The organism is Streptomyces sp. NPDC050856, assembly GCF_040653855.1.
Classification (GTDB): Bacteria; Actinomycetota; Actinomycetes; order Streptomycetales; family Streptomycetaceae; genus Streptomyces.
In genome coordinates, this window is record NZ_JBFAGV010000019.1 from 19,107 (window position 1) to 31,975 (window position 12,869).

The window sequence follows — 12,869 nt, forward strand, 5'->3', positions numbered from 1 at the left end:
CGTTCCCGGCGGCCCGGTGCCCCCCGGCTTCCCCGCCTTCCGGAGGACTTCCCTCCGGAGGGTTGAGTGGTACGGCCGCGCCGCCCGTACCCAAGGGCACACGGAAACCGATCCTGCCGCATGGCGCCGCGGCGCGGCGGCCGGGGACAGGAGCCCCCCACGTGTCACGCGGGAGAACACTCAGCCGGAAGAAGAAGCTGGCCCTGCTCGTCGGTGCCGCCGCCGTGGCCGGCGGTACGGCGGTGACGATGACCGGGACCAGCCAGGCGTCGGTTGCCTGCGACGGCCTGGCCAGCGCCCTGGGCGACAACGAGCGGTTCATCGCCGGGCAGCGGGCCGCCCCGGACGCCCGGTCGGAGGCGCGGATCGCCAACCGGCTGGCGGTGATCGCGGAGATCGAACGGAAACAGGCGGCCTCGGGCTGCCGGGTCGGCGAGGGCCGCTCGGGCCCGGGCGTGCCGGACGCCGGCGCGCGTCCGTCCGGCGCCGGTGACGGGGCGAGCGCCGCGCCCGGCGGCCGGGCCGGTACGCGGCCCCCGGCCGGCACCGGGTCGCCCGGCGGCCGGGCGCCCGGCGCGGGGCGGCAGGCCGGCGGCGAGGTGGTCTGCCCCGGGTCCACCGTCACCCTGTCCGGTGAGGGCGGCGCCCCGGCCGCCTCCAGCGACCGGTTCCCACCCGGCACCCGGCTGAAGGTGACCAACCTCGACAACGCCAGGTCCACGGTGGTCGAGGTCACCTCGGTCTCCGGGAGCTGCGTCCTGCTGAACGACGCGGCCTTCGAGCAGGTCCGCGAACCCGGCAGGTTCCTCGTCCGCAAGGCCAGGATCGAGCGCGTCGGCTGACGCGCCGCCCGGCGGAGCCCCCTGACAGGAGGCGCGGTCTCAGTCGGCGAGCCGCGCCTCCGCCTCCGCCAGGATCTCCGTCAGCCGCAGCCCGAACCGTATGTCGCACGCGTGCGGCACCCCGCCGCGCACCGCCTCCAGCAGCGCGTCCACCGCCGCGCCGAAGGCGCCCCGCGCGTCCCCCCACGACGGCATGGCCACCCGTCCCCGGTCGCCGAACAGCTCCACCCCCGCGTCCGCCGCCCCCACCGGCGCGCTCAGGCTCAGCGTCGTCGCGCTGCCCGCCCCGGAGGCGTGCCGCAGCAGCAGGTGCCGGGTGTCCCCGGGGCCGGCCACGGCCGCCACCTCGGTCACATCGCCCAGCACCGGCAGCAGCACCGACAGCACGTGCGGGCCCACGTCCCACAGGCCGCCCTTCTCCCCGCGCCACGGCGAGGCGGCGTAGGCGCCGGCCGACCCAGGCGAGAACAGCGCGCCCAGCCAGTGCGCCTGCGCCAGGTACCAGCCGCCGAGCGCCGCCTGCTCCTCCACCCAGGGGGCGGTGTCGGCGGCGAACCGCAGGGTGCAGAAGACGACCGAGGCGACCCCCGCCCGGCCGGCGGCCCCGGCCACCTCGCGCGCGTCCGCCACCCCCGTGGCCACCGGCTTGTCCAGCAGCAGATGGCAGCCGGCCGCCGCGGCCCGCGCGGCCAGTGGCGCCTGGACGTCCGGCGGCAGCGCGAACGCCACGGCGTCGCACGCCGCGAACAGCTCGTCCACGTCCGGGTACGCCCGCGTGCCGTGCGCGGCGGCGAGCGCCGCGGCCGCCTCGGGGCGTCTGCCCCACACTCCGCCGAAGTGCACCCCGGGGTGGGCGGCGAGCGCCGGGGCGTGTGTCCGGGAGGCCCAGGGGCCGGTGCCGAGAAGTCCGATGCGCGGCTTGTCCATGCCCGCCAGTCTGCCTCCCGGGCGGGTGCGCCGTTCCACCGGCCGCACCGCCGCGCCCGGCACCGCCCCGCCACCACCCCGCCACCACGCCGGCCCGCGCCGGGACCCGTACCGGATCCCCCCCTGGGCGTGCGGGCGGGTAACACGGGGTTCATCGTCGGGCAACGGGCGGGAAACGCCGTGTTGCCAAGCTGCGCGGCATACCGCCGCACCCGCCAAAGGATGAGACCCCGTGACCTTCAAGGCTGAGTACATCTGGATCGACGGCACCGAGCCGACCGCCAAGCTCCGCTCGAAGACGAAGATCCTGACGGCTGCCGTCGCCGGTGTCGAGGAGCTGCCCCTCTGGGGGTTCGACGGGTCCAGCACCAACCAGGCCGAGGGGCACGCGTCGGACCGGGTGCTGAAGCCGGTCTTCTCCTGCCCGGACCCGGTCCGGGGCGGTGACCACATCCTCGTCCTGTGCGAGGTCCTCAACACGGACATGACCCCGCACGCGTCCAACACCCGGGCGGCGCTGGCCGAGGTCGCGGAGAGGTTCGCCGACCAGGAGCCGGTGTTCGGCATCGAGCAGGAGTACACCTTCTTCGACGGCGAGCGCCCGCTCGGCTTCCCGGCCGGCGGCTTCCCCGCCCCGCAGGGCGGTTACTACTGCGGTGTCGGCGCCGATGAGATCTTCGGCCGCGACGTGGTCGAGGCACACCTGGACAACTGCCTCAGGGCGGGCCTGGGCATCTCCGGCATCAACGCCGAGGTCATGCCCGGCCAGTGGGAGTTCCAGGTCGGCCCGCTGGCGCCGCTGGAGGTGTCCGACCAGCTCTGGGTGGCGCGCTGGCTGCTCTACCGCACCGCCGAGGACTTCGAGGTGTCCGCGACCCTCGACCCCAAGCCGGTCAAGGGCGACTGGAACGGTGCCGGCGCGCACACCAACTTCTCCACGAGGGCGATGCGCGAGGGCTACGACGCGATCATCACCGCGTGCGAGGCGCTGGGCGAGGGTTCCAAGCCGATGGATCACGTCAAGAACTACGGCGCGGGCATCGACGACCGGCTGACCGGACTGCACGAGACGGCCCCCTGGAACGAGTACAGCTACGGCGTCTCCGACCGGGGCGCGTCGGTCCGCATCCCCTGGCAGGTGGAGAAGGACGGCAAGGGCTACATCGAGGACCGCCGTCCGAACGCCAACGTGGACCCGTACGTGGTGACCCGCCTGCTGGTGGACACGTGCTGCGCGGCCCTGGAGAAGGCCGGCCAGGTCTGATCCGTCCGCTCTTCCCGCGCGGGTCCCGCGCGGGGGCGCCCGTCCTGACCGGCGGGCGCCCCTTTGGCGTTCCCGGGCGCCGGGGCGGGCGGCGCCGGGGTGCTCCGGACGGCCGGGCCGGCCGTGGCGCGGGGCCGCCCGGCACACCGCGCGAATCCGGTCACCGGACCGCTCCGGCGGGCGCGGCCGGCGGGCTGACCGGCGACAAGGGCTCCTGCGGTGAACCACCGTCTGCTTCAATAGGGGCATGGCCAGCCTTCAGAACACCGCGTCAGGTCGCAGCGACCTCGAGCCGTTCTGGCCCTCTCGTCAGCACCACGACTTCGACCGGGTGTGTTGCCGCGCGGTGAACGCGACGGCCCCCTAACGCCTCTCGGCAGCACCCTTCGACCGACAGGCCTTCGGCCGTCGCGCATGACGTACGTACGTCGATCCGTCCGTCCGTTCCTCCGCGCGAAAGAGCTGATGCCACCATGGCGAACACTCGTACCATCTCCGCTGCGACCAGCACCGCGACCAGTGTGGTGACCAGCCCGGTGACCGGCCCGGCGGCCGGTCCGCCGGGCCGGCACCGGCTCCGGGCCGTCAGCCCGGACGAGGTGATCAGTGCCCCCGACTTCCTGCCTCCCGGCGCCACCTGGATGCCCGCGCCTCCGCACGCGCTGCCCGCCCTGCCCGGCCAGCCGCCGATGATCGGCTACCTGGTCCTCGTACCGGTCGAGCAGCGGGACCAGGTGCCGCCCGTCCCCGCGGGGGACGGGCCGGTGACCATCGACGGCACCCGGCGCACCGCCCTGGTGGAGGGGCAGCCGCTGGACCTGACCTACCTGGAGTTCGAGCTGCTGGCCCACTTGGTCGCGAACCCCCACCGGGTGCACACCCGCGACCAGTTGGTGACCACCGTGTGGGGCTACGGCCATGTCGGCGACGGCCGCACCGTCGACGTCCATGTGGCCCGGCTGCGCCGCAAGCTGGGGGCCGAGCACCGCCACACGATCCAGACCGTGCGGCGGGTCGGCTACAAGTACGCGCCCTAGGCGAGGCGCGCGGCCCGGCGGCGCGCCACCAGGGAGAGGGTGGCGTCCACCGCCAGGAACGCCAGCAGGCTCAGGCCCAGCAGCGGCACGAACCAGCCCACCAGCGCGGTCGCGGCCGCCAGCGGGAGGAGCAGCGTCACCGGCGCCTTCCGCCAGGCTCCGCGCGGCACGGGCCGGCCGGCGCTCAGCAGGCGTTCCCTGGTGGGCCTGCGCAGCCACCACATCCGGTAGCCCCACAGGATCAGCGAGATGAGCGCGAGCATCAGCGCGGCGAGGAGCAGTTGGTTGGGCAGGCCGAGGAAGACGCCCGTGTGGGCGTCGATGCCGATCCGGGTCAGCTTGGCGAGCAGCGGGTAGTCGGCGAACCGCAGCACGTCCAGGACCTCCCCGTCGGCCGGGTCGACGGCCACCGAGTCGAGGTGCAGCGGGAACTGGGTGTCGGTCTCCTTGACGACGTACCCCGTGCCGCCGGTGGGCAGGACCACGGAGATCCGGCCGGCCACCCCGGCGGCGCCGGCGGCCGCGACGGCCTTGTCGATGCCGATGTCGGTTCCCGCCGGCGCGGGGGCCGGGTGGTGGCCGGCGCCGTGCCCCTCGTGTCCCTCGTGGCCGGCGCCGCCCGCGTCCCCGGGGGTGTCGAGGGTCGCGGAGACGGTGGGCGTGGCCCCGCCGAGCCCGTCCTGGAGTGCGCCGATGTTCTCACCGGCGTACCGCGACCAGGTCAGGCCGGTGGCGGACAGCAGTACGAGGCCGGTCACCGCCCACAGGCCGACCGACCCGTGCCAGGACAGGGTGCGGCGGCGGGACTTCGGGCCCCGCCGGGGCAGGAGCAGGGTGCGCGCCGTCCGCCTGCCGGGGCGTCCGCGCCCGGCCCAGAGGAGCAGACCGCCCAGGGCGACGACCCACAGCCAGCTGGCCGCCAGTTCGCTGTAGTGGCGGCCCAGGTCGCCCAGGTGCAGGTCCCGGTGCAGATGGTCGAGCCAGGTGCGCAGCGGCAGGGCGCCCGAACTGCCGTAGCTGGGCAGCGCTCCGCGCACCTCGGCGGTGTAGGGGTCCACGAAGACGGCGAGGGACCTGCCCTCCTCCACCCGGGGGCTGCTCATGATCACCCGCGTGGTGGCGCCCTCCTCGGCCGATGGCCACACGGCGGTCACCGTGCCGTCCGGCCGGGCCGCCCGGGCGGCGCCGACCTGTGCGGAGAGCGGGAGTGCCCGCTCCCCGGCCGGGACCCGGAGCTCGTGGCGGTAGACCACCTTCTCGGCGTGGAAGGACAGCGCGTACAGCAGTCCGCTGACCGCCGCCACGAGCAGGAAGGGGGCTATCAGCAGCCCCGCGTAGAAGTGGACGCGCAGCACCAGGGGGCGCAGCGCGCTCCACGTCGAGGCGGACGCCGGAGGCCCGGCGGTTCCGGTCGCCGGCGCGGGTCCGGTGCTCGGGGATGCGGCGGTCGGGGCGGGCTCGACGGCCGGCACGGGTTCGGCGGTGGCGGTGGGTTCGGCGGTCGGGGTACGGAGCGGGTCGGTCGTGGTGCCCCGTGCGGGGTCGTCAATGGCCATGACTGTCCTAGGAGTCGGCGTGTGTCCGTGGGGGAGGGCGGCCCCCGGTCAGACGGATGCTCCAGGGGCCGTGGCGCGGGGTACGGGGTGCCGGGGCGGGCCGCGCCGGGACAGGGTGTGGGCGAGGACGACGCCGCGGTGACGGCGGGAAGCGGGCGCGCCGGGGTGCGGCGGGCGGGGCTGGCCGGGCAGTGACAGCGGGGCGGGCGGCGGGCGCAGTGGGGTGAAGGCGAGAGCGCCGACGGCCCGCGCGAGCCGGAAGAAGGCGGCCTCGCCCCGGGCCAGCCACAGCGCGCAGACGGCTGCGGCGAGGGCGTGCACGGCGAGCATCCCGACGGACGCGGACACGGACACGGACACGGACGCGGCGGGCACCGGGAGGGTGCCGGCCACCGTGTCCGGTGGCGTTCCCGGAGGCATCCCCGGCGCCATGCCGTACGCGCCTCCGTGGCCGTGGCGGTGCGCCGGGCCCGCGCCCTGGAACGTCAGGTGCAGCGCGGCCTGGACGGCGAGGAGGCCCGCCCCGATGGCGGGCGTCCCCCGGCGGCGGCCGCCGGCCAGCCAGGCGAGGCCAGCGGTCCCGGCGAAGGCGGTCAGCAGCGAACCGGGCGGCAGGTCGTGCGCGGACATCGACGAATGCCCCACGGCGGCCAGCGACACGCACACCGCCGCGAAGAGCGCGGCGCGCAGGGCGCGTATCGGGGACCGGGCATCCGTCATGGTGCGCACATGCTGCCATCCCCGGGGCGGCGACGGGAGCCACGAGGGTGCGCACAGCGGTTTCCCCCGGAGCGGAACCGCTGTTCACAGCGGTGCGGCGGAGGCAGAGTCGCTCTCATGAGACTTTTGGTTCTTGGCGGTACGGAGTTCGCCGGGCGTGCCGTGGTGGAAGCGGCGCTCGCCCGGGACTGGGAGGTGGCGGTCTTTCACCGGGGCCGCCACGAGGCTCCCGCCGGGGTCGTCCCGCTGCGCGGTGACCGGACGGCCGAGGGCGGCCTGGCCGCCCTGGCCGGGGGGCGGTGGGACCTGGTCGTGGACACCTGGTCGGGCGACCCGACGGCGGTACGGGACGCCGCCCGGCTGCTGGCCGGCCGGGCGGACCGCTATGTGTACGTCTCCAGCCGCAGCGTCCACGCCTGGCCCCCGGCGGCGGGGACGGCCGAGGACGGCCCGCTGGTGGAGGCGTCGCCGGACGCGACCGGTGTGCCGTACCCGCAGTGCAAGCGGGGCGGTGAGCTAGCGGTGCTCGCGGCCTTCGGTGCGGAGCGGACGCTGCTGGGCCGCGCGGGCCTGATCATCGGCCCCGGTGAGAACGTGGGCCGGCTGCCGTGGTGGCTGAACCGGACGGCCCGCGGTGGCCCCGTCCTGGCGCCCGGGCCGCGCGATCTGCCGTTGCAGTACATCGACGTGCGCGACATGGCCACGTGGCTGCTGGACGCGGCCGGGGCCGGCCTGTCCGGCCCGTACAACCTGGTTTCGCCGAACGGGCACACCACCATGGTCGGGTTGCTGGAGGCGTGCGTGCGCGCCACGGGATCAGGCGCCGAACTGCGGTGGACCGACCCGGAGGTGATCCTGGCGGCGGGCGTCGAGCCCTGGTCGGACCTGCCGATCTGGATCCCGGAGGGCGAGCTGTACGACGCGATGCACCGCGGTGATGTCACCAAGGCACTCGCGGCGGGCCTGCGCTGCCGTCCGGTCACCGAGACGGTCGCCGACACCTGGGCCTGGCTGCGCACCCTCGGCGGGCGGGCTCCCCAGCGCGCCGACCGGCCCGCCACAGGGCTGAGCGCGGAGCGGGAGGCGCAGCTCCTGGGCCGGTGACGGGGGGAGTGAGCGGGCTGTGCGGCGCCGCGCCCGGTCGGCGCCGTAGCTTCCTACGAATTGGGGCGCCCGTTGAACGCCTCCGGAATCGCCGCCGTATGGAACGGCGCGGTTCCCCCCGCCCAGGATTGGAGTTCCATGGGACGCACACGAAAACGCTCGACGCTGGCCAACCGGGTGATCGCCGCCTCGGCTGCCCTTCTACTGGGCGGCGGCGGACTGATCGCGGCCAATGTCTACGCCTCCGCGGGAGAGGGCTGGTCGGGCGCGCCGCAGCAGCGGCCCCACACCCTCGGCGCCGGGCAGCAGGTGTCGACCATCGACTGCCCCGAAGTCGCCAACGGCCTGCCTGGGGTGCCCGATCAGGCCCGTCGTGAGGTGGACCGGGAACTGGCGAGGATGGACACGCAGATCACCGAGGCGTACCAGCGGTTCGCCGACCGGAAGGAAGAGATCCAGCGGGACCGCCGATTGGCCGACAACGCCATCCTCATTCCGCTGAAGGACAAGCGGACGGCGGCCATCGAGCGGATCGCCGTCGCCATCGGCCGTGGCGGGGAGCGTCCGACGGGGCTGGAGAGCCTGGCCCCGTGCACCCTGAGGGCCGACGACCAGGCCGCCACCAAGGGCGGCGACGTCCAGAACGGTGATGTCCAGGGCCTGAACGGCGGGCAGGGCCAGGGGCAGGACCAGGGCGGTGACCAGGGCCAGGGGCAGAACCAAGGGCAGGGGCAGGGGCAGGGCCAAGGGCAGGGCCAAGGGCAGGGGCAGGGGCAGGGCCAAGGGCAGGGGCAGGCGGGGAACGGCCCCGTGGCGGCGGACTTCGCCGACATCCAGTCCGTCCGGCCCAACGTCCGCGAACCGCGCGAACTGCGCGGCGCGTCCCGGGGAACCTTCACCACCGACTGCGGCCGGAACGAGAACGGGAAGTTCAACCCGGACAACGTCATCGTGGCGCCCGGGGTCGGCAATGGCGCCCACCACATGCACGACTACGTGGGCAACCAGGCCAATGACGCCTTCGCCAGCGACGACGACCTGGCCCGCGGCCGGACCACCTGCCGCAACCAGGGTGACCGGTCCACCTATTTCTGGCCGGTCCTGCGGCTGCAGAACGGACAGAACGAGGCCGACGCCAACGCCGACGGCGGCGGCAACGACCAGAACGTCGGCGAGATCCTGACGCCCGCGCAGGTCACCATGGACTTCGTGGGCAGCCCGGTCTCCAAGGTCACCGCCATGCCCAGGTTCCTGCGGATCATCACCGGTGACGCCAAGGCCTTCACCAATGGTGACGCCAACGCCAACGCCTCCTGGAGCTGCACCGGTTTCGAGGACCGTCAGCTGAAGGACAAGTACCCCATCTGCCCCGAGGGCAGTGACGTCGTACGGACCTTCAAGTTCCAGAGTTGCTGGGACGGCAGGAACACCGACAGCGCCAACCACCGCACCCATGTGGCCTTCGCGGACGGGAACGGTCGCTGCCCGAACGGGTTCCGGGCTGTTCCGCAGCTGGTGCAGCGGATCGTGTACGACGTCCCGGCCGGGACCACGTTCGCGGTGGACTCGTTCCCCGAGCAGCTCCACAAGCCCGTCACCGACCACGGGGACTTCATCAACGTCTTCGACAACCGGTTGATGAAGCAGGTGGTGAACTGCATCAACGGCGGCCGCCGTTGCGCCTGATCACCACCTGATCCCCACCCCCCATACCTGCGCGGTCAGCTCCCGTGGTGCCCCGTGTGGCCCTCCTCGCTCCCCCCACCACCACCGTTCTCCCCCGAGTGGTGCGGCGAGGCGGTCTCCACCGCACCCCCGAGCCGGCCGCGCAGCGCTGTGACCACCTTCTCCTCCCCGACGACCACCCATTTGCGGCCGACCAGGTAAGTGCCGCCGTAGTCGTTGGCCTCGTTGAGCCACTCCCGCTGGCCCCGGTCGGTGGCGAAGGTCGCCAGGACGTACCTGCCGTCGCCCGTCACACAGTTGGCCTGGCGGATCTCCTTGGCGTCGGTCTGGATGTTGGGCTCGCAGCCGGCCTTCGCGGCAAGCTGCTCCAGGGTGCCCGCCGCCGCCTCCGGGACGGCGGCGGGCTCCTTGCCTCCCGCGTCGCAGGCGGTGGTCGCGGGGAGGGCCAGGGCCGTGAGGACGACCGCCGCCAATGACACACGAGTTCGGTTGGTTCGCATCCGGCCATCGTGCCGGTTCGCACCCCGCCGCGTGGGCGAACCGCAGGTAACGTGCGAATCGCAAACACTTGAGACGTGATCAGCAAAGCGGAGGAGGGGGGACCCCATGGCCCCTGTGTCGAGACGCGCGCTGCTGGGTGCCGCGGGGGCGATCGGCGCGGCCGCCGGTCCGGCCGGGGCAGCGCCCGGCCCGGTGCCGGCGGACGGCGGCACCACCGGTCGCTCCCGCCCTTCCGGGCCCGCCGGCGCCACCGCTCCCGCCCGCGCCGCGCTCGAACGGCTGCTGCCCGCGCACGCGGACCAGTTCCACCTCACCCGGCTGCTCCCCGGCGACGGCCCGGAGCGGTTCCGGGTGACCGGGTCCACCGGCCGGATCGAGGTGGCCGGGACCGGCCCGGCCGCCCTCCTCACCGGCGTCCACTGGTACCTGAAGTACGTCTGCCGGGCGCACATCTCCTGGTCCGGCACCCAGCTCGACCTGCCCGCCCGGCTCCCCTCCCCCGGCGCGCCGCTGTACCGGGAGGCCACCGTCCCGCACCGGTTCGCCTTCAACGACACGCACGACGGTTACACCGCCCCGTACGCCGACTGGCCGCGCTGGGAGCGGCTGATCGACATCCTCGCCCTGCACGGCTGCAACGAGGTCCTGGTCACCACCGGGCAGGAGGCGGTCTACCACCGGCTGCTCACGGAGTTCGGCTACTCCGACGCCGAGGCCCGCGCCTGGCTGCCCGCCCCCTCCCACCAGCCCTGGTGGCTGCTGCAGAACATGAGCGGGTACGGCGGTCCGCTCGGCGCCGGGCTCATCGCGCGCCGCGCGGCGCTGGGCCGCCGCATCACCGACCGGCTGCGCGAGCTGGGGATGTCGCCCGTCCTGCCCGGTTACTTCGGCACCGTGCCCGACGGCTTCGCCGCCCGCAACCCCGGCGCCCGGACCGTCCCGCAGGGCATGTGGGCGGGGCTGCGGCGCCCCGACTGGCTGGACCCGCGCACCGAGGTGTTCCGCTCGGTGGCCGCCGCCTTCTACCGCCACCAGAGCGACCTGTTCGGTGAGGTGCGACACGTCAAGATGGACCTGCTGCACGAGGGCGGCTCGGCGGGCGACGTGCCCGTCCCCGAGGCGGCCAGGGCCGTCGAGGCCGCCCTCCGGCGGGCCCGGCCCGGGGCCACCTGGGTGATCCTCGGCTGGCAGGGCAACCCGCGCCGCGATCTGCTGGACGCCCTCGACAGGACGCGGCTCCTCGTCGTGGACGGGCTGTCCGACCTGGAGGCGGTGACCGACCGGGAGAAGGACTGGGGCGGCGTCCCCTACGCGTTCGGCACCATTCCCAACTTCGGCGGCCGCACCACCATCGGCGCCAAGACCCACCTGTGGACCGAACGGTTCACGGCCTGGCGCGACCGGCCCGGTTCCGCCCTCGCCGGGACGGCCTACATGCCGGAGGCCGCCGAGCGCGACCCGGCCGCGCTGGAGCTCTTCTCCGAGCTGGCCTGGCGCCGGGAGCCGGTCGACCGGGCCCGCTGGTTCGACGAGTACGCCGAGCTGCGCTACGGCGGCCGGGACGAGAGCGCCCGGACGGCCTTCGCCGTCCTGCGCGACACCGCGTACCGGATCACCAGCCGGGACGGCCGCCCGCACGACTCGGTCTTCGCCGCCCGGCCCAGCCTGTCCGCCAGTTCCGGGACGCACTACGCGACCCACGCGCCCGCCTTCGACCCCGCCGACTTCGACAAGGCGTTCGCCGCGCTGCTCGGCGTCCGCGAGCACCTGCGCCGGTCCGACGCCTACCGCCACGACCTCACGGATCTCGGCCGCCAAGTGCTCGCCAACCGGTCCTGGCAGCTCATCGGAGAGCTGAGGGCCGCCTTCACCCACAAGGACCTGGAGACCTTCCGCGCGCTGTCCCGGCTGTGGCTGAGACTGATGCGGCTGAGCGAGGAGATGACCGGCGCGCACCGCGCCTTCCTGCTCGGGCCCTGGCTGGCGGACGCCCGCCGGGAGGGCCTGGAGCGCACCGCCCGCGTCCTGGTCACCACCTGGGCCGACCGCGCCACGGCGGACGGCGGGCGGCTGGCCAACTACGCCAACCGGGACTGGTCCGGCCTGATCGCCGATGTGCACCTCCCCCAGTGGCGGGCCTACCTGGAGGAACTGGAGGACGCCCTCGCCGAGGGCCGGGCCCCCAGGTCCTTCGACTGGTACGCGATGGAGGAAGCCTGGACGCGGCGGACCGAGCCCTATCCGCTGCGCCCGGCGCACGATCCCCACCGCACCGCGCGCCGGGTGTTCGACGCCCTCGCCCGCGCGCCCTTCCAGGGCGCCGTCACCGTCTCCGCCGATCCCGCCGCGCCGGCCCCGGGCGCCACCGGCCGGGTCACCGCCGTGTTCCGCAACGTCAACGGCCTGCGGGCGACCGGCCCGGTCCGGCTGACGCTCACCGGCCTCGGTGACCTCCCCGGACGCGACCTCCCGCCCGTCCCGGCGGCCGGCTCCGCCGCCGCCACCTGGCGGGTGGCCGTCCCCGCGACACCGCTCACCGTCCCGGTCGAACCCCTGCCCTACACGCTGCGCGCGGTGTACGGCCCCCGGGGCGAGGAGCCGGTCACCACCGTCCACCGGGGCGACCTGTACGTCGCGGGCCCCCTGGACGCGGCGTGGCGCACCTACGCCAGCAACGGCGCCGTCTTCGGGCAGCTCGGCGACCGCTACGCCGTCAACGGCGGCGGCCAGGACCTGTGGAAGGCCACCGCCGAGTTCGGCGCCCTGTACCGCGAGGAGGTGTTCCCGGACGGCGGGACCCTCACCGTACGGGTCGACGCGCAGGACGCCACGGGCCCCTGGGCGCGGGCCGGGATTGTGGTGCGGAACGCCCTGGCCGTCCCCGGCGCGCCCGGGTTCGTCGATCTGGCGGTGACCCCGGCCAACGGCGTCGCCCTGTCCTACGACTCGACCGGTGACGGCACCCTCGACAGCCGGCGGCGGATCACCGGGATCGCGGCGCCGGTGGTGCTGCGGCTGTCCCGCGCGGGGGACGCCTTCACCGGCGCCTGCTCCACCGACGGGGGCGACACATGGCGTACGGTCGCCACGGTCCGGGTGCCGGGCGCGGCACCGGTGTCCGACGCGGGCCTGTTCATGACGGCCGTGAACGGGGGCGGCGGGGCGCGGGGAACGGCGGTGTTCAGCGGGCCGGCCGGCTGGGGCGGGCCCGCGGCCAGGTGACCATCCCCGG

10 protein-coding genes are annotated in these 12,869 nt (G+C 74.8%); 6 read left to right on the forward strand and 4 right to left on the reverse strand.

Translation table 11 applies throughout. The annotated features are described in order from the left end of the window. Nucleotides 1-161: 161 nt before the first annotated feature. Nucleotides 162-842, forward strand: a complete 681-nt coding sequence (locus AB0H53_RS18435) for a hypothetical protein (RefSeq protein WP_362113865.1) — start codon at nt 162-164, stop codon at nt 840-842. 39 nt (nt 843-881) lie between these two features. Here the strand turns inward: AB0H53_RS18435 and AB0H53_RS18440 are convergent, their stop codons facing one another. Continuing rightward, complete coding sequence (locus AB0H53_RS18440) at nt 882-1,769, reverse strand: Gfo/Idh/MocA family oxidoreductase (RefSeq protein WP_362113868.1); 888 nt, start codon at nt 1,767-1,769, stop codon at nt 882-884. A gap of 232 nt (nt 1,770-2,001) precedes the next feature. On the opposite strand from AB0H53_RS18440, the gene glnII reads away from it, so the two are divergent. After that, complete coding sequence (gene glnII, locus AB0H53_RS18445) at nt 2,002-3,033, forward strand: glutamine synthetase (RefSeq protein WP_362113871.1); 1,032 nt, start codon at nt 2,002-2,004, stop codon at nt 3,031-3,033. Between the two features lie 473 nt (nt 3,034-3,506). Continuing rightward, on the forward strand, nt 3,507-4,070 hold the full coding sequence (locus AB0H53_RS18450; RefSeq protein WP_362113873.1) for a winged helix-turn-helix domain-containing protein: 564 nt from the start codon (nt 3,507-3,509) through the stop codon (nt 4,068-4,070). Here the strand turns inward: AB0H53_RS18450 and AB0H53_RS18455 are convergent. Beyond that, nucleotides 4,067-5,626: a PepSY domain-containing protein gene (locus tag AB0H53_RS18455; RefSeq protein ID WP_362113876.1), complete on the reverse strand. Its 1,560-nt coding sequence runs from the start codon at nt 5,624-5,626 to the stop codon at nt 4,067-4,069. The two genes, AB0H53_RS18450 and AB0H53_RS18455, sit on opposite strands and share 4 nt — an antisense overlap. A gap of 48 nt (nt 5,627-5,674) precedes the next feature. After that, the gene (locus AB0H53_RS18460; RefSeq protein WP_362113879.1) at nt 5,675-6,346 is read right to left on the reverse strand and encodes a hypothetical protein; all 672 of its coding nucleotides are present in this window, start codon (nt 6,344-6,346) and stop codon (nt 5,675-5,677) included. 117 nt (nt 6,347-6,463) lie between these two features. On the opposite strand from AB0H53_RS18460, the gene AB0H53_RS18465 reads away from it, so the two are divergent. Beyond that, nucleotides 6,464-7,450 carry an NAD-dependent epimerase/dehydratase family protein gene (locus AB0H53_RS18465; RefSeq protein ID WP_362113882.1) on the forward strand — a complete coding sequence of 329 codons (987 nt, stop codon included), beginning with the start codon at nt 6,464-6,466 and terminating at the stop codon, nt 7,448-7,450. 138 nt (nt 7,451-7,588) lie between these two features. Then, nucleotides 7,589-9,136 (forward strand): DUF1996 domain-containing protein, encoded by a 1,548-nt coding sequence (locus AB0H53_RS18470; protein ID WP_362113885.1) that lies wholly within the window; start codon nt 7,589-7,591, stop codon nt 9,134-9,136. 35 nt (nt 9,137-9,171) lie between these two features. Here the strand turns inward: AB0H53_RS18470 and AB0H53_RS18475 are convergent, their stop codons facing one another. Further along, nucleotides 9,172-9,636, reverse strand: coding sequence for a hypothetical protein (locus tag AB0H53_RS18475; protein WP_362113888.1), 465 nt, complete (start codon nt 9,634-9,636; stop codon nt 9,172-9,174). Between the two features lie 106 nt (nt 9,637-9,742). Here AB0H53_RS18475 and AB0H53_RS18480 point away from each other — a divergent pair, with 106 nt between their 5' ends. Next, nucleotides 9,743-12,859, forward strand: a complete 3,117-nt coding sequence (locus tag AB0H53_RS18480) for an alpha-N-acetylglucosaminidase (protein WP_362113891.1) — start codon at nt 9,743-9,745, stop codon at nt 12,857-12,859. The last annotated feature ends 10 nt before the right edge of the window (nt 12,860-12,869 follow it).